Below are 16,300 nucleotides of genomic sequence, written 5' to 3' on the forward strand. Positions count from 1 at the left end.
CCCCTACCTCCTCACCCATTCACCCACGATCCTTAAACCAAGCCAGCACGCCAGCTTCCAACAACCGCATATCCATAGCTTGCAGTAAAAGCTGCTCCTGAGCCTCCCTCAAGCTAACCTCGCGAAAACGCAGCTTGCCCCCAGGTTTCACTTGAGCGATTAGCGGCAGATGGGCCGTGATGACATGGGCAATTCGCGGATAGCCGCCTGTTGTCTGGCAATCAGCCAGTAAAAGAATAGGCTGACCGCTAGGTGGCACCTGAATCGTCCCTGGGACAACAGCTTCCGAGATCATCTCGTGGGAGATACCGCGTTTCAACGAAAGAGGTTTTCCTTCCAGTCGATACCCCATCCGGTCCGATTGTGGTGTGACCGTGAAGCTCCGAGTCAGGAACTTCGCTTTAACCGATTTCGCAACATGGTCAGCTTCCTTGCCCCACACAATGCCCACAACAGGGTTGTCTTCGTAATTCGGACGAATAAAAGGAGTCACGGCACCTGAAAGAGACTGGTTGCCAATGTTCGCGGCTGCTTTCCTGGCATTGCTTAGCTTCAGTTCATCTCCCGCTTGAAGCGCCCTGCCTTCATGACCGCCTATCCCAGCTCGCAGATAAGTGCTTGTGCTGCCCATGCTAACATTTGCCGCAAAGCCCCCATTCACGGCTAAATAGGCTCTACATCCCTTCACCGCATAGCGGAAGTTCAGCTGTTCCCCTTTTTGGATGAGAAAAGATCGCCATAATGGCACTCTCCTGCCTTCCACATCCGCCTCTAGATCAGCTCCACAAAGGGCTATCAGCATATCTAACTGCGCGACCATGCTAGGTCCGTTCAGCGTTATTTCTAAAACAGCAGCATCGGCCGTATTCCCTACAAGGATATTAGCTGCTCGATGGGCAAAAAAGTCCATAGGACCCGATGCAATCACGCCATATTTGCGGTATCCATAACGCCCTTGATCCTGCAGGATCGACAGCATTCCCGGTTTGATGATTTTAAAGCCCATATCCCTGGTTCCTTTCAACGGTAGAATGGAACTGCTCCGGCGTGATGGCGACGAATTTCACCCGATCTCCTACCTGCAATAATGACGGAGAAGCGGATTGCGGCTGAAATAAAGCAAGCGGCGTCCGGCCGATTAAATTCCACCCGCCTGGTGTTTCAAACGGATAAATGCCGGTTTGTGCGCCGCCAATCCCTACCGAACCCGCCGGAATACGGGGCCGAGGCACCGCTTTTCTTGGCGTAGTCAACCGCTCATCCAATCCGCCCAGATATGGGAAACCTGGAGCAAAACCAATCATATACACCGGATAGATTGGTGCAGTATGCAGCGCGACTATTTTTTCCACATTCAGACTGTGATAAGCCGCAACTTCCGCAAGATCAGGACCAAACTCCCCACCATAACAAACGGGAATTTCGATAAGCTCCTCCGTCTGATGGAGTTGTTTCTCATTTTCGAATTCGAATCCGTCTAAGCACTGATGAAGATGTTGAAGTACTTTGCCGCAAGGAAGCAAATAGTTCTCTCCAGCAGGATGCTCGTGTTTGCGATGAACCTCCGCTTCCGAAAAGTGCTGATAAACCGCGACCGGATCATAATAAATCGTGATTGTCGTGTAGGCGGGTACCATTTCTATAAAACCTGCAAAAGGATGCTTCTCCAGATAAGCTGTTACTTGCCGTACCAAATCAAGGGTGGACAGCTCGATGCTCGTGCCCAATGTAAGTACGATGGCCGAATCTCCAAGGTGATGCCATGCGTAATGGAGCTTTGTCATGCAAACTTCTGCTTTTTCAGCCAATTTGCGCAAAGTTCAGGCCACAAATAGGCTTCATCATGATCACTAGCCATACCAATACCATGCCGTCCACTCTCAAATACATGCAGATCATACGGCACTTTATGACGGCTAAGCGCCCCAGCAAAAAGCAAGCTGTTCTCTACGGGAACGGCAGCATCGTCCGCGGTATGCCAGAGAAAAGTCGGCGGTGTGTCGGACGACACTTGTTTCTCTGTGGATAACAGGGTAACCAGCTTTGCATCTGGTGCCTCGCCTAACAAATTCCGTTTGGAACCCACATGTCCGTATTCGTACAAGGATATAACTGGATAACAAAGGATTAAAGCATCCGGACGGCTGCTTTGTCTTTCGATAGGATCCGCTGCGTCTCGGTTCCCAGCATCGAATAATGTACCCGCCGAGGAAGCCAGATGTCCGCCTGCAGAGAAACCAAGAATGCCCAGCCGGTTCGGGTCAATCCCCCATTGCTGAGCATGATGTCTTACCGTTCGAATCGCTCTTTGGGCATCTTGGAGTGGAACCGGATGTTCATATGGAGCTACCCGATAGTTTAAAACAAAGGCTGAAATCCCAAGTCCATTGAGCCATTCTGCAACGGGCTCCCCTTCATGAGGCGCGCGCCTACCGTAGCCGCCTCCGGGACATACTATAACGGCAGAGCTCAAGCCTTCGCTTGCTACAAGATACAAACTCAAGCTCGGACATCCTTGGTTTTCTTCACCGATGCTATCCTTGGATGCTCCGGGCCATAATTCAATAGTGGTTGCGGTATTCACTCAAGAACCCTCCTTCATTTATGTGCTATGCTAATCATATCGAATCCCCCCTAGTTCGCATAGGTAGGATTTTACAAAAAAACAAGAAAACGCCTCGACTCTTATGTGGAAAGGGAACTACAGGGCGCTAATTCAGCGTAATCATCTGATTTCCGGGGTATTGCGGAACTACAGGGCCTTATCTGCCATTAGATCGGCGCAGCTCGCCTAAATTCGGCTAAATAAGGGATCATAGTTCCCCCGACTTGCTGTATATCCGATTTCCTACAAAATAAGGGACCACAGTTCCACCGAATACGATTTCAATTAATCATCAGTCAAAAAAAGGCGGTACAGGATAACCCTGCACCGCCTTTCACTTGTTACTTCCGCTCCGTATCCCAGATGACTTCCCAATTCCTATTCACGCTAGCTTCAATCGTGCCCCGCTCCATAATATATCCGGCAAGCAGCTCCGCGACATCCGTCGGAATATCCTTAATGACCGGCTTATCCTGGAACATGGCGTAGTTCCCTCCGCCAGCAGCTCGGTAATTATTCATAACTACATCGTAGGATGCGTCAAGGTCCAGCGGCTTCCCCTCATAATCGAGCTGTATGACTCGATCTCCCATCGGACGGGAAATGTTCAATTTATACGTAATGCCTTCCCACATATCATAGTTGTAATGCTGCGGTTTCGGCTCTCTATACTTGCTGCTGACTTGAACTTCCCCTTCGGTTGTCAACTCAAAATATTCCGCGGACTGTTCCAAGGCGTCCTTGATGTCTTGTCCGGAAATCCGAATTACTTTCAATGTATTCGGGTAAATGTAGTTGGATACGATGTCTCTCATCGTAATATCGGAAGGAAAGCCTGGCGACACGTTATCAAACAAAGCAGTGTTCGAAATAGATGCTCCGGACAGCTCCATCTGAACTCGATTGATGAATTCGATCAATGCGCTGTCTTTTAAGCGAGTCTGCATCGGATCTTTCACGAGCATATCGCCTGTGAGCTTACCGATTGGTTGATCCAGCCACTCTTGTGTTTTGGCTTCATATGTACCTACAAGCCTTACGAGCTGCTTATCCGCTTCAATTCCCGTTACCGAGAGCAACTCTGATGTCTTGTTGTCGATCCGCCATTTGCCTTCAACCATCGAAAGCTCCAGCTTCACTTTCCCAAGCGTAACGCCAGCCGTACCCGGTTGAACAACAATAACGCCATTGATGGCTTGTCCTGCAATGCTCCGGTGCTGATGCCCTGTCAGGAGCACATCCATCCCTTCGACTTCCATACAAAGCTGATAGCCTTGATTTTCACCTGTCAAAGGTTCAGTCCTTTCCCCTGTCTCCAGATGCCTTTCGAAACCGCCATGATAAGAGACCACAACGACATCCGCTTGCTCCTCTTCCTTTAGCACTTTCACCCACTTGTGGGCTGCTTCTACAGCATCCACAAACTGCAAACCTGCGATATGCGCAGGATTTTCCCAATTTGGAATATATGGCGTCGTCAAACCCAAAATTCCGATACGTACACCTTCAGGGAGTTCCTTGACGATGTATGGCTTCCCTATGAAAGGCTCTCCACTTTCTGCGTTTACAATGCTTGCGCACAACCATGGGAACTCAGACTCCTTGACCGCTTTACCAAGCACATCAAGACCATAATTAAACTCATGATTCCCGATGACAGCAGCATCATAGCCGATATAGTTGAGTCCAAGGACCATCGGGTCCATTGGCTCGTTATCCAATCTAGCATGATGGTAGGCGAGGGGAGTGCCTTGAATTAGGTCCCCGTTATCGATTACAATGACATTGGCTTCCTTCTTCCGTTCCTCTGCTACCAATGTTGCTATTTTGGCTAAACCTACTTCATTGGGCAAGTTATTCGCGTAATGCAAAGGCAGCATATTGCCATGTAAATCGCTTGTTTCCAGTATGGTTAATGTACTTTTGAGCACCTTACCAGGTTGAGTCAAGTTCCCCACTCCACAACTTTTATTTTGTAATTCCTTACATAACTATTGGCAGTTTAACAAATACTTCACACTATCTTCCATATCCTTTATGTTAATGTTATATTACACCTTAGATAAATAGCAAATTAATTTAAACGGAGGTCAAAAAAGAAATGAAAAAATTAACAGTTATTACCCTTTCCATGATGGTTGTTGCTACAGGTCTACTTGCTGGCTGCGCAAAGAAAGAAACACCGGCTCCATCAGCTTCAGCTGGTGCAGCAGCAGCTTCAGCTAGTCCAGCAGCGGCAACGGGCTTTGTTCCAAAAGAATTGAAAGTTCAATTCGTTCCTTCCCAAAATGCTGAGACACTTGAAGCGAAAGCAAAACCACTTGAAAAACTTCTCGGGGACAAGCTGGGTATCCCGGTTAAAGTTTCCGTTTCAACTGACTATAACGTTGTAATCGAAGCAATGGCTTCCAAACAAGTTGATGTTGGCTTCTTGCCTCCAAGTAACTATGTAGTTGCCCACGATAACCGCAAAGCGGCTGATCTGCTTGCACAAGCGACACGTTTCGGGGTTGACGATGCAACAGGCCAACCAACGAAAGACCTCGTGAATTTCTATAAATCCGAGATCCTTGTTAAAGCAGATTCTCCGATCAAATCCGTTGCTGATTTGAAAGGCAAGAAAATGGGCTGGCAAGGTGTTACATCCGCGGCTGGTTATGTTTATCCAGGATTGTTGTTGAAAAAAGCTGGCGTTGATCCAGTGAAAGACGTAACAGGCGTACAATTCCAAGGACATGACAAAGCGGTTATCGCGCTTCTTAACGGCCAAGTTGATGCTGTCGGCGTATTCCAAGATATTCGTACGAACATGATCAAAGATTACCCGGACATTTTCAAACAAACAAAAGTTCTTGCTTTCTCCGATAAAATCCCTAACGATACGATCGCTGTTCGCTCCGATATGGATGCAGCATGGAAAAAGAAAATCCAAGACGCTTTCCTAGCACTTGGTAATGACCCAGAAGGTCAAAAAGTAATTTTTGATGTTTACACACACAAAGGTTATGTTGTTGCTAATGATGCAGATTTCAATATCGTTCGTGATGCAAACAAAGAAATGGGCTTAAAATAAGTCTTTTCGAAATGAAAGAGGCTCTCCCGAAAGTCATTAATTGACCGAGGGACAGCCTCTTTTTTGAATTTTTGTGAGCGCCACTTCATTTTAACGGGAACTACTACCGCTATTTCGTGGAGTAACGCGACTATAGCATGAATAACTGGATTTTCTCCTGTTAATGGGGATGATTAAGTCAGGTAGCAGGGTTACCGGGGCAAATTAACGGAGGTTTTTCCTGTTAATAGGCTTTCTAAGCCAAGACTTACATGAAATACCGGGAGAATTTCCCGTTAAATGTTCAGTCAGATAGCGTGCCGCGTGAACGGTTTCTAGTTCATCATTGCGATCATTGCGGATCTTAACCGCCATATTCATTAGCTCTGTAGGCAAAGAGGCAATCCCAAAAGTCATTAATGACTATGGGAAGCCTCTTTTTTGAACTTCTGTGACCGCTTCTTTTTTTCAATTCTACGCATTTCTACGCTTGCATACTATGGATGTGGCACGTCCGGTAAATTTTTTTTTACTTTTGCATGACAAACGTTTACCTGGACTTGTCATATATCATAGTGGGGTGAAATTGGAATGTTCGAAAAGCTTATTAGCAGCAAAAAAGAAGTCTCCATCCGGTGCGGCAACGATGAGATCAGAGGAGTTATTACGAATTACTATTCAGCCTTTCAACTTTTGAAAATAAGTAACATCATGATTCCCCTAGAGCTAATCGAACAGATTGAAGTCTTGGAGCCGCCAAGCAGCTCTGCAGCATTATCAAAGATTCGCCGCGGTTCACTTCGCTTAGTTGTCCATGAGAGGCTTTCACATCAAGTGTAACAGACACGTAGAACTTACATAACAAAACAGACGCCGCAGCTGCGGCGTCTGTTGCTTTATACGATTCTTTTACGAAGCGATCCTGAAATGTAGTCAATGATTGAGACGGTAATAATAATCCCGATGAGGATAATCCCTACACGTGGCCATTGTCTCGCATTAAGCGCAAAAATCAGCGGCGTACCAATCCCTCCAGCACCAATGACTCCAAGCAGGGTTGCTGAACGAACGTTGATCTCGAAACGATATAACGTATAGGAGATGAAATCTGGAATGACTTGAGGAATGACGGCAAAGGCCATCCGCTGCCAAATATTGGCACCAACGGCGGTCATCGCTTCTGTAGGCCCCATATCCATATTCTCAATGGCTTCAGCATACAGCTTTCCGAGCATCCCGACAGAGTGCAATCCTAGAGCCATTACCCCGGCATACGCATTAGGTCCTACAGCCTTGATAAAGATCAAAGCCATAATAATTTCAGGAATCGTACGAACAACACTCAGGAACAATTTCCCTGTTCCCGAAACAGCGCGGAAACGGCTCATATTCGCTGCAGCCCAGAAAGCAAACGGCAAACATACAATCGCCGAAACGAAGTTGCCCAAGTAGGAAATCGATAACGTTTCAAGCAAGGAACGAAGTAAATCTTCCCCTTCTGGAATATAGACATACGCCCAATCCGGATGAAACAAACCGGAAATCATCGCTTTCGTCAAAATCCAAGTCGTTGGTTGAAATCCTGTTAACTCCAGACCTGTCAACGACCAGATGAACAAAGCGATAACAGCGCCCCATCCTATGATTTTGTAAGTAAGCGCACGAGATTCTGACACTGGCTTCGCGCTGCCTTTCAGCAGGTAGGAACGGAATCGAGTACTTACTAGATCAATGATGACAACAACAAGCAATGTGTAGATAACAATCGCACAAGACTGATCGTAGCGGAACAGATCCAGCGTGTTTTTGAGCAGCAAGCCGATACCACCGGCTCCAACCAAACCAAGAATGGCGGACGCGCGGATACTGACTTCAAACGTATATAGAAAATGAGCGAGGTACGTAGGTGCAACCTGAGGAAGGACTCCGAAACGAATCAGCTTCAGCTTATTGGCGCCAACGGCTGTCATCGCTTCCAGAGGACCTGGATCAATCGCTTCCGTCGATTCATAGGAAAGCTTGGACAAAATACCGAACGTGAAGAAAATCAGTGCGAGCGTACCTGCTGTTGGGCCAAAACCCACTAACACCGCAAACAGTGCAGCGTACAGCAAATCGGGAATCGTACGAAGCAGATTCATGATCAGCCTAGCCGGATAAAAAAGCCACGGCGTCGTTGTTACGTTTCGTGCGGCAAGAAGCGCCATGGGGTAAGCGAAAAGAGCTCCTACGGTTGTACCAATAATGGACATTTGGATGGTTTGCGCCATCGGTTTCCATATATCGGCGAAGAAGGCCCAATCCGGCGGAAACATTTCCCCAATGAATTTGAGAATTTCCGGCGTACCCGTAACCAGCTTCGTGAGCGTCGCATCCGTCTGGTAAATGCTCCCGATCAGGAACAGCACCATGATGATGGCTGTGAGATATAGCTTCGTCCGAGGAGGTCTTTTGACAGACGTCACACTCATCCCTCCTGCACCCCCAACAGCTCATCTTTCTTAATGGCACGGCCATAAATTTCGGAGAATACCTCATCCGTTGCTTCAGCAACAGGTCCGTCGTATACGACTTTACCTGCACGAAGCCCGATAATCCGCGTTGCATATTCACGTGCAAGATCGATAAAGTGCAGGTTAACGACCGTTGTGATACCCAGATCTGTATTAATGCGTTTCAGGTCATCCATAACCTGTCTTGTTGTTAGAGGATCCAGGGAAGCTACCGGCTCATCCGCCAAAATGATTTTGGCTTCTTGGGCAAGCGCCCTCGCGATGGAGACACGCTGCTGCTGACCACCGGACAATTCATCGGCACGTGAATAGGCCTTCTCCCGAATATTCACTCTTTCCAGTGCTTTCAGGGAAAGCTCGATATCATGTTTAGGGAACAAACCAAGAACCGTTCGCAATGTGGAATGATAGCCAACGCGACCAGATAGCACGTTGCGAAGCACCGTGGAACGCTTAACGAGATTGAAGGTTTGGAAAATCATCCCGATATCTCTGCGCATCCGACGTAATTCAGCACCATTGGCTTTGGTGATCGACTTTCCATCTATCAAAATTTCACCGTCTGTCGTCTCATGTAAGCGATTGATCGAACGCAATAAAGTTGATTTCCCTGCGCCTGAGAGGCCTACGATTACAACAAACTCTCCCGGTTTAATAGTCAAATTAATGTCATTCAGACCCACAGTTCCGTTAGGATACACCTTGGAAATATGTTTAAACTCAATCATATAAGTCCTACTTTCTTTAAATAATATCAAAGATCAGACCAAACTAATTCAACGAATTTCGGCAAAATCCTTCTTTCTATGATAACCTTTAGAAAATATTCATATTCCATTGTTCACCATTATAGTGAAATAGCCCCGGATCTTGGTCCGAGGCTAGTCGATTTAGAACTATATTTTAGCACGCCAGCGCTCCTCGATTTTCATCCCTTTCCACACCGCAATGGAGACGATCCACGCGATAACGAATAGCGCAACGAGGATGAAGCCTAAGGTGCCGAAATCAATGTCCTGCAGCCAAGTCCAGAAGGAGCCTTCCATGCCGAACTCCTCCGAGAGCACCTGCCCCAATTCAATGACACCGATAATTAAAGCGGCAATGACGGCCAAGGCAGTTACAGTCAAATTGTAATAAAGCTTACGAACAGGCGTATGGAAAGCCCATTTATAGGCTTTGGTCATGAACATCCCGTCGGCTGTGTCAAATAGACTCATCCCTGCCGCAAATAACAGCGGGAGTGAAATGACGCCGATGAACGGTATGGCATCTTTTGCCGCATGGGCAGAAATAGCTAACAGCGCAATTTCACTAGCCGTATCAAAGCCTAGGCCAAAGAGAAAACCTAACGGATATACATGCCAGCTTTTGCTGATGAAGGAGAACAACGGTTTAATCATGCGGGCAATAAAACCACGGGATTCCAACAGCTCTTCAAACTCATTGTCATCCTGCTTGCCGCCGCGAAATTTGACAAACAGTTTATATAAGCTTATTAGAATAATCAAGTTGATAATACCAATGATAACAAGGAAAAGTCCGGATACCGAAGCGCCAATGACGCCGCCAAAACGCTGCATCCAAGGAAGCTCCCGCTCCGCCCATGTCACCGAAAAAGCGGTCACAATCGCCATCAGGAAGACGACAGAAGAATGACCCAGTGAGAAATAAAAACCGACGCCTAACGGATTGCGTTTCTGTTGAACAAGCTTACGGACCGTATTGTCAATGGCCGCGATATGATCGACATCAAAGGCATGCCGCATGCCTAGTGTATATGCCAGCAGTCCAATCCCCCAAAAGGCAGGAGACGATTTGGCTACCGTATAAAGTCCAATAAGTCCTAATACATGAAGAAGCAAGATAAAGCCTACGTATCCGCCCCAGCTTTTTCGCTGCTCCAGCAATGATTTCCACATGTGGTAAACACACACCCTTCCCATTCGTAACACGATTTATTAATAATGTAGCACACGTGTGCATGACTTGAGAAGTCTTTTGCCTAATTTATTGTGAAGAAATCTAACATTTATTTGATATAATAGTATCCGTTCCAAATAATGAGCAATGTAAGGAGTGGAAATGATTATGTCTCTTCGTCTTTTTAAACTTTTTACGATTTTCGTACCTGTTGTCATCATCGGCGGCTTTGAATATATACGCCATGAATTCCTATTAAATTACTTAACGATGGAAGCCGGCAACTTCTCCATTACCGTTATAACGCTGCTGCTCTCCTACCTCTTTGCTTCATGGATGTTTCAAAGCATTGAACGCAGCAATGAGCAGCTTACCATGGGCGAAGCCCGCAGAGCGGTCTATGAAGAGCGGGAACGCCTCGCTAGAGAGCTGCATGACGACTTGGCTCAGACGCTTTTTTTCCTCAACGTTAAGCTGAAGCAAGGGGATTTGGAGGAAGCCAAAGCGGCCGTTTCGGAAATCGACAATTCGCTCCGGCAGGCGATCTTCAATCTTCGCACGCCGCCTGAAGAAGGGACTGGCCTTGAGCAGCGTATCCATAAGTTTCTGAACGACTGGCACCTGGTGACAGGCATCGAGCTGCAAGAGCAGCTGGAGATTGATGAGAACAGCTTCACTCCCGCAGAGGAGGTTCAGCTTTTTGGCATCATTCAAGAGGCCTTTACGAACATTCGCAAGCATTCCATGGCAACGGAAGCGGCGATCTTGCTGGAAGCTCAGCCTGATGCCTGGAAGCTGCATATTACGGATAACGGCCGTGGACTTCAGCATTCTGAAGCTGCAAGCACCAAATACGGCATCGAACTGATGCAGAAACGGGCATCTGAGTTGGGCGCCACTCTTGAACTTAAGGCAAGGGGCGCTGGTGAGGCTCAAACAGGAACAGGAAATGGAAGTGGAAACACAGCCGGAACCGAGCTTACCGTACAAGCCGCAGACAGGAGGGACTGACCTTGGATATCACGCAACCATTCCGCGTACTCATTGTAGATGATCATCCCTTGGCGCGAAAAGCGATCCGAAGCATGCTGGAGCCTGTGGCCGACTTTGAAATTGTGGGTGAAGTCAGCAGCGGAGAAGATGCGATTGTGCAGTGCGGTGAAGTCGCGCCCGATGTGGTATTGATGGATATTCATATGTCTCCTATGGATGGACTTGAAGCGACACGGCGCATCAAACAAGCTTATGGGACGATCCGAATCGTCATGCTTACGGTTTCCGATGATGTTGCCGACCTCTTCACAGCCCTGCAGTTCGGAGCTCAGGGCTATTTGCTCAAAAATATGGATCCCGACGAATGGCTTACCTATCTGCGAGCGCTGCTCGACGACAATTCCGATGCCGCCCGGGGGATGGCGGACAAGCTTTTCCAACGGTTTCGGGCACCGGTAGGGAATTCAAACGAAGGTCCAACACCGAACATGCTAACCTCGCGGGAGCAGGAAATTACCGCTTATGTCGCCCAGGGGGACAACAATCGGCAGATTGCTGAGAAACTGCTGATTTCAGAGCATACCGTCAAAAATCATATGAAAAATATATTGGTTAAGCTCGGACTTGAGAACCGGGTTCAGCTAACGGGATTCGCCATCAAACACGGCTTGACACGAAAAGGACAAAACTAGTCGAAAAAATAGCCCACTCGAGTCATACTCAGACGCTTACCAAACAGGTAACATGGACAACATGAGAAGAGTTGATTCGAAAGGGGAAAATGTTCCATGTTCAAAAAATTGATGTTAAACGCAAGTATCCTGCTGATTGGTTCCATGCTGCTATTAGCTGGCGTGGCAAGTGCCCACGTAACGGTTTATCCCAAAGAAGCTACACAAGGCAGCTACGAGAAGTTTACGGTTCGTGTCCCATCCGAGAAAGATATTCCTACGGTGAAAGTGGAAGTGAAATTCCCGATGGACTCCGTTGCGGTTTCCCGTTTTGAGCCAAAAGCAGGCTGGACGTACCAACTTGCCAAAGATTCCGCTGGTAAAATTACCGGCGTTACTTGGACAGCCAGTGGAGATGGACTAGCCAGCACGGAATTCGGGGAGTTCAATATGCAGGGCAAAGTAGCGGACGCAGCTACCCAAATCGTTTGGAAAGCTTACCAAACCTACAAAGACGGCAGCGTCGTGGAATGGGTCGGCGCAGACGGCTCAGACAAGCCTGCTTCAGTTACGACGGTGAAAGCCAAAGCAGGCGCTGTGACTGACAGCCACGGAAATGTCGTTGCAGGCGCTGCTCCAGCTAGTGCCAGCTCAGCATCCAAAACACCGCTGTACCTCTCCATTGCGGCTGTTGTGCTTGGGGCATTATCCTTGATCGTTTCGTTCACAAGAAAACGCCGCTAATACAGCCATAAGAAAAGGCCTTGAGTTCTCCGTCACGATTGACGCCGAGCTCAAGGCCTTTCTTAGGCTTGTTTTCTTTGATAAATCCGGAAGTAATACTCGTACGGATTCTTCTCGTTCCGTTCACCTTGTTCGCTGGAGACCAAGGTCCACTCGGACAAGTCCAGCTCCGACATGTACGTGTCTGCTTCAAACTCATGCTCGATGAACGTTATGTACATCCGATCAACCGTCTCCGCGAACAGGCGAAATATTTCCGCGCCGCCGATGACGAAAAGCTCTTGGTCCCTGAATTCTTGAACGGCTTCATCTACCGAGTGAATGATTTCGCAGCCCTCTGCCTGAAACTCCGTATTCTGCGTAAGGATCATATTGCGTCTGCCTGGCAGCGGCCTTCCGATGGATTCGTAAGTCTTACGGCCCATCAGAATCGGGTGCCCCATTGTTACGGCTTTAAAAAAATTCAAGTCGCCTGGCAAGTGCCATGGCAATGTATTGTTCACACCAATGGCACGGTTGCGGTCCATGGCAAAAATAAATGATATACTCATAGCTGGTGAAACCTCCTTTTGTAACATGTCTATACAGCTACTGGCGCTTTGATCGTTGGATGCGGGTTATATCCGACCAATTCAATATCGCTTACATCGAAATCGAATAGCGAATCGACATTTTGATTCAGCTTAAGCGTCGGTAATTCCTTCGGTTCACGGCTCAGCAGCGTATGAATCTGGTCGATATGGTTCGTGTAGATATGAGCATCTCCAAATGTATGGACAAATTCCCCTACGCCTAGTCCACACTCCTGTGCGATAAGGTGCGTGAGCAGCGCGTAGCCTGCAATGTTAAAAGGAACGCCTAGGAACGTGTCTGCGCTACGCTGATATAATTGGCAGCTCAGCTTGCCATCTGCCACATAGAACTGAAACATCGTGTGACAAGGCGGCAGCGCCATGCTCGGCACATCCTCGGGGTTCCATGCGGAGACGATCAGCCTGCGGGAATCCGGATTCGTTTTGATCATATGGATGACCTCTTTGAGCTGATCAATCGTACCGCCCTGCGTTGTCGTCCAATCTCTCCACTGCTTGCCGTACACATCACCGAGCTCGCCGTATTGCTTGGCAAATGACTCGTCATTCAGCACTCTTTCTACGAAACCTGCCATTTGCTCGTCATACAGAACCTTGAATGCTTCATCCTGCTGGGATCGCAGACCAAAATTGGTCATATCCGGTCCTGTATAATCTGCGCTTTCCACCCACTTTTTAAAAGCCCATTCATTCCAAATATGGTTGTTATGCTGCAGCAGATAACGAATATTCGTATCGCCTTTAATAAACCAAAGCATTTCACTGGCGATTAACCGAAAAGGCACTCTTTTGGTCGTTACGAGCGGGAATCCCTCCGAAAGGTCAAAACGCATTTGCCTCCCAAATACGGATATCGTCCCCGTCCCCGTTCTGTCTTCCTTTTTAGTCCCATTTGCAAGTATGTCTTGTAGTAATTCCTGATAGGCTTTCAAAGCTAACGAACCTCCATCCCGTAATAAAAGGCATATCTATCTATTTTACCATTCCCACTCCATCTAGGATATCAACAATCTGTGAAACAATTTCTCCACGAAATCCCAATCCCTTAGAGATGCATTTTCGCGCCGTATATGGTACTATTTGCTTCTATAAAAGAGGTTCGCAAACTCCCTCTATGATAAAAACTTCCATCGAAGCCATTCGAAGCTGAGCGACCGCGTTCAGAGGTTGTTTTTATCGCCAATAAGAATTTGTTCTCTCCGAGATCTTGGGAACTTCTTAAATTCTTATGTGGAAAAAAACTATGAAATGAGGATTCATCATGTCTACAGGTAGAAGCAATGAAGATTTAAAAGAGATCACCCTGCTCGGAAATCAAGGAACGAAATATGTGTTCAACTATGATCCGACGCTGTTAGAGGCATTTGACAACAAACATCCGAACAGGGATTATTTCGTAAAATTCAATTTCCCTGAATTCACAAGCCTGTGTCCCGTCACTGGACAGCCGGATTTCGCGACCCTCTACATCTCCTATATTCCGAATATCAAAATGGTAGAGAGCAAGTCCCTCAAGTTGTACCTGTTCAGCTTCCGTAACCACGGCGATTTCCACGAGGATTGCGTCAACATTATCATGGATGATTTGATCAAGCTTATGGAGCCCCGCTACATTGAGGTTTGGGGGAAATTCACTCCGCGCGGCGGCATTTCCATCGATCCGTATTGCAATTGGGGTCAGCCTGGCACGAAGTTTGAAGCGATGGCTGAACACCGGTTGATGAATCACGATATGTACCCAGAAAAAATCGATAATCGCTAATTTTGCTGCAGAGGTAAGGTAATTGTCACTATCGTGCCTACGCCTTCTTCGCTCTCATAAATAATCTTGCCGTTCATCGTTTCGATGATTCGGATCGTAACAGCTGTCCCAAGTCCCGTCCCGACATCCTTCGTGGAATAAAAGAGATGGCCGAGGCGGGATAGCTGATCTTTACTCATTCCTTTGCCATTGTCGCAAATTCGGATCTGCACTTCGCCTGTCAAACCCGTTAAACGAACCTTCACTTCGCCATTCACCTGCGTAGCTTCAATCGCATTCTTAATCACATTCACCAGCGCTTGTTGCAGCTGACCCCTATCGGAATGAATATAGATGTGCTCGTCGACATGACAGGAAAGCTCTACCCCATTTTTCATCGCCATCGGCGAAAGAAGAATCAGGATATTATTTAGCACATCTGAAAAAGAAAAGGTTTCCAACTTCGTTAACTTGGGTTTCGAGAAATTTAAGTAATCACTAATAATTGTCTCTGCCCGTTCCAGCTCCTCCATGGCAATGGTTAGGTACTGTTGATTCTTACCTAGTTCGCTCGGACGCATGAGTTGGAGAAAGCCTTTCACAACCGTAAGCGGATTACGAACCTCATGGGCGATAGATGCAGCAAGCTCGCCTAAGGTTTTCATTTTCTCGGCTTTCTGAATTTCCGCTTTCATTTTGGCATGTTCTTCGTTCAATTCCAGCAGCATAGTTGAAAACCATGTTCCCAAGATAGTGAGGATTCCGAACGCAATGATGGCGGGAATCATCCTATAATCCAGGGGCTCGCCGCTAAACAGCGAGTACGATATTAATATCGTGAGCATGACAAACAGAGGACCGAGGGCAACCAAAATAGTGGCCTTAATCCGCGAATTCCCTGTCAAAGCGTTGATTTTGAACGAAGCCAGAAAGGGAATCAAGAACGCAAGGGTCATACTGATATATCCGAACAAAAGCGCATCGCCACCAAGGTAGGTACGCGTCATAATGATCATCACATAGTTAATAAAGCCTGCCTTCCGCCCCATATACACAGTTGCTATGACCGTAGGAACGTAGCGCAAATCCCAAAACAAATTAAGATCTTCATAAGAAAACAACAGACAAAGAGAGGAGGCAGCTCCATACAACAGGCCCATCGCAATGGGAGATTTCGCATAACTCCAGCGTTCGCCAAACACACTCTGCAATAAAACAGGAGCGAGGACAATAAGGATGTTCAGAAATAATTTCTCTAGTAACATAGCTCCTCCTACACCTACTGCCATTCAAATTCTTACTCCTTGTAACTTCTGCAAAAGATAGGATATTTCCTTTTTTAACCATTGGTTTTTTCTGGATAAATCCCGTAAAATAAAAAAACTATGACGGAAGCACCTCTTTCGAAGCCTTCCTGTCATAGTTGATTTATCTTTTAATACCAGAATGCCACTAGCTTTTTCGG

The 16,300-nt window shown here is 47.1% G+C and carries 16 protein-coding genes; 6 read left to right on the forward strand and 10 right to left on the reverse strand.

Annotation, left to right across the window (positions count from 1 at the left end):
• Window positions 1–19: 19 nt before the first annotated feature.
• From AC58UW_RS09380 to AC58UW_RS09395, 4 genes are all read right to left on the reverse strand, one after another.
• Window positions 20–1,006: a 5-oxoprolinase subunit C family protein gene (locus AC58UW_RS09380; RefSeq protein ID WP_497420408.1), complete on the reverse strand. Its 987-nt coding sequence runs from the start codon at window positions 1,004–1,006 to the stop codon at window positions 20–22.
• Window positions 996–1,784, reverse strand: coding sequence for a 5-oxoprolinase subunit PxpB (gene pxpB / locus AC58UW_RS09385; RefSeq protein ID WP_497420409.1), 789 nt, complete (start codon window positions 1,782–1,784; stop codon window positions 996–998). Before pxpB ends, AC58UW_RS09380 begins: the two co-directional genes overlap by 11 nt.
• Window positions 1,781–2,584: an alpha/beta hydrolase gene (locus AC58UW_RS09390; protein ID WP_497420410.1), complete on the reverse strand. Its 804-nt coding sequence runs from the start codon at window positions 2,582–2,584 to the stop codon at window positions 1,781–1,783. Before AC58UW_RS09390 ends, pxpB begins: the two co-directional genes overlap by 4 nt.
• 362 nt (window positions 2,585–2,946) lie before the next feature.
• Complete coding sequence (locus AC58UW_RS09395; protein ID WP_497420411.1) at window positions 2,947–4,554, reverse strand: bifunctional metallophosphatase/5'-nucleotidase; 1,608 nt, start codon at window positions 4,552–4,554, stop codon at window positions 2,947–2,949.
• 152 nt (window positions 4,555–4,706) lie between these two features.
• Here AC58UW_RS09395 and AC58UW_RS09400 point away from each other — a divergent pair, with 152 nt between their 5' ends.
• Window positions 4,707–5,678, forward strand: a complete 972-nt coding sequence (locus AC58UW_RS09400; protein ID WP_497420412.1) for a phosphate/phosphite/phosphonate ABC transporter substrate-binding protein — start codon at window positions 4,707–4,709, stop codon at window positions 5,676–5,678.
• Between the two features lie 570 nt (window positions 5,679–6,248).
• Window positions 6,249–6,497 carry a hypothetical protein gene (locus AC58UW_RS09405; RefSeq protein WP_497420413.1) on the forward strand — a complete coding sequence of 83 codons (249 nt, stop codon included), beginning with the start codon at window positions 6,249–6,251 and terminating at the stop codon, window positions 6,495–6,497.
• Window positions 6,498–6,553: 56 nt separating this feature from the next.
• Here the strand turns inward: AC58UW_RS09405 and phnE are convergent, their stop codons facing one another.
• The 3 genes from phnE to AC58UW_RS09420 all read right to left on the reverse strand — a co-directional run bounded on the left by phnE (window position 6,554) and on the right by AC58UW_RS09420 (window position 10,092).
• The gene (gene phnE / locus AC58UW_RS09410) at window positions 6,554–8,128 is read right to left on the reverse strand and encodes a phosphonate ABC transporter, permease protein PhnE (RefSeq protein ID WP_497420414.1); all 1,575 of its coding nucleotides are present in this window, start codon (window positions 8,126–8,128) and stop codon (window positions 6,554–6,556) included.
• On the reverse strand, window positions 8,125–8,898 hold the full coding sequence (gene phnC / locus AC58UW_RS09415) for a phosphonate ABC transporter ATP-binding protein (protein ID WP_497420415.1): 774 nt from the start codon (window positions 8,896–8,898) through the stop codon (window positions 8,125–8,127). Before phnC ends, phnE begins: the two co-directional genes overlap by 4 nt.
• Window positions 8,899–9,066: 168 nt before the next feature.
• Entirely contained in the window at window positions 9,067–10,092 is a 1,026-nt protein-coding gene (locus AC58UW_RS09420) for a HoxN/HupN/NixA family nickel/cobalt transporter (protein WP_497420416.1), read from the reverse strand.
• 169 nt (window positions 10,093–10,261) lie between these two features.
• On the opposite strand from AC58UW_RS09420, the gene AC58UW_RS09425 reads away from it, so the two are divergent.
• The 3 genes from AC58UW_RS09425 (at window position 10,262) to AC58UW_RS09435 (ending at window position 12,501) form a co-directional block, all read left to right on the forward strand.
• Window positions 10,262–11,104, forward strand: a complete 843-nt coding sequence (locus AC58UW_RS09425) for a sensor histidine kinase (RefSeq protein WP_497420417.1) — start codon at window positions 10,262–10,264, stop codon at window positions 11,102–11,104.
• An 8-nt stretch (window positions 11,105–11,112) separates the two neighbouring features.
• Window positions 11,113–11,778, forward strand: coding sequence for a response regulator (locus AC58UW_RS09430; RefSeq protein WP_497420629.1), 666 nt, complete (start codon window positions 11,113–11,115; stop codon window positions 11,776–11,778).
• Window positions 11,779–11,874: 96 nt separating this feature from the next.
• On the forward strand, window positions 11,875–12,501 hold the full coding sequence (locus tag AC58UW_RS09435) for a YcnI family copper-binding membrane protein (RefSeq protein ID WP_497420418.1): 627 nt from the start codon (window positions 11,875–11,877) through the stop codon (window positions 12,499–12,501).
• A gap of 62 nt (window positions 12,502–12,563) precedes the next feature.
• Here AC58UW_RS09435 and AC58UW_RS09440 read toward each other — a convergent pair whose 3' ends face one another.
• Window positions 12,564–13,052, reverse strand: coding sequence for a dihydrofolate reductase (locus AC58UW_RS09440; RefSeq protein WP_497420419.1), 489 nt, complete (start codon window positions 13,050–13,052; stop codon window positions 12,564–12,566).
• A 29-nt stretch (window positions 13,053–13,081) separates the two neighbouring features.
• Window positions 13,082–14,026 carry a thymidylate synthase gene (locus AC58UW_RS09445; protein ID WP_497420420.1) on the reverse strand — a complete coding sequence of 315 codons (945 nt, stop codon included), beginning with the start codon at window positions 14,024–14,026 and terminating at the stop codon, window positions 13,082–13,084.
• Window positions 14,027–14,355: 329 nt separating this feature from the next.
• On the opposite strand from AC58UW_RS09445, the gene queF reads away from it, so the two are divergent.
• Window positions 14,356–14,856 (forward strand): preQ(1) synthase, encoded by a 501-nt coding sequence (queF, locus tag AC58UW_RS09450; protein ID WP_145666901.1) that lies wholly within the window; start codon window positions 14,356–14,358, stop codon window positions 14,854–14,856.
• Here queF and AC58UW_RS09455 read toward each other — a convergent pair.
• Entirely contained in the window at window positions 14,853–16,124 is a 1,272-nt protein-coding gene (locus AC58UW_RS09455) for an ATP-binding protein (protein WP_497420421.1), read from the reverse strand. The two genes, queF and AC58UW_RS09455, sit on opposite strands and share 4 nt — an antisense overlap.
• Between the last annotated feature and the right edge of the window lie 176 nt (window positions 16,125–16,300).

The organism is Paenibacillus sp. J22R160 (assembly GCF_059692135.1).

Coding starts and splice junctions, on each gene's coding strand:
- AC58UW_RS09380 (WP_497420408.1), bottom strand. CDS start 1,006: ATGGGCTTTAAAATCATCAAACCGGGAATGCTGTCGATCCTGCAGGAT.
- pxpB (WP_497420409.1), bottom strand. CDS start 1,784: ATGACAAAGCTCCATTACGCATGGCATCACCTTGGAGATTCGGCCATC.
- AC58UW_RS09400 (WP_497420412.1), top strand. CDS start 4,707: ATGAAAAAATTAACAGTTATTACCCTTTCCATGATGGTTGTTGCTACA.
- AC58UW_RS09405 (WP_497420413.1), top strand. CDS start 6,249: ATGTTCGAAAAGCTTATTAGCAGCAAAAAAGAAGTCTCCATCCGGTGC.
- phnE (WP_497420414.1), bottom strand. CDS start 8,128: ATGAGTGTGACGTCTGTCAAAAGACCTCCTCGGACGAAGCTATATCTC.
- phnC (WP_497420415.1), bottom strand. CDS start 8,898: ATGATTGAGTTTAAACATATTTCCAAGGTGTATCCTAACGGAACTGTG.
- AC58UW_RS09420 (WP_497420416.1), bottom strand. CDS start 10,092: ATGTGGAAATCATTGCTGGAGCAGCGAAAAAGCTGGGGCGGATACGTA.
- AC58UW_RS09425 (WP_497420417.1), top strand. CDS start 10,262: ATGTCTCTTCGTCTTTTTAAACTTTTTACGATTTTCGTACCTGTTGTC.
- AC58UW_RS09435 (WP_497420418.1), top strand. CDS start 11,875: ATGTTCAAAAAATTGATGTTAAACGCAAGTATCCTGCTGATTGGTTCC.
- AC58UW_RS09440 (WP_497420419.1), bottom strand. CDS start 13,052: ATGAGTATATCATTTATTTTTGCCATGGACCGCAACCGTGCCATTGGT.
- queF (WP_145666901.1), top strand. CDS start 14,356: ATGTCTACAGGTAGAAGCAATGAAGATTTAAAAGAGATCACCCTGCTC.
- AC58UW_RS09455 (WP_497420421.1), bottom strand. CDS start 16,124: ATGGCAGTAGGTGTAGGAGGAGCTATGTTACTAGAGAAATTATTTCTG.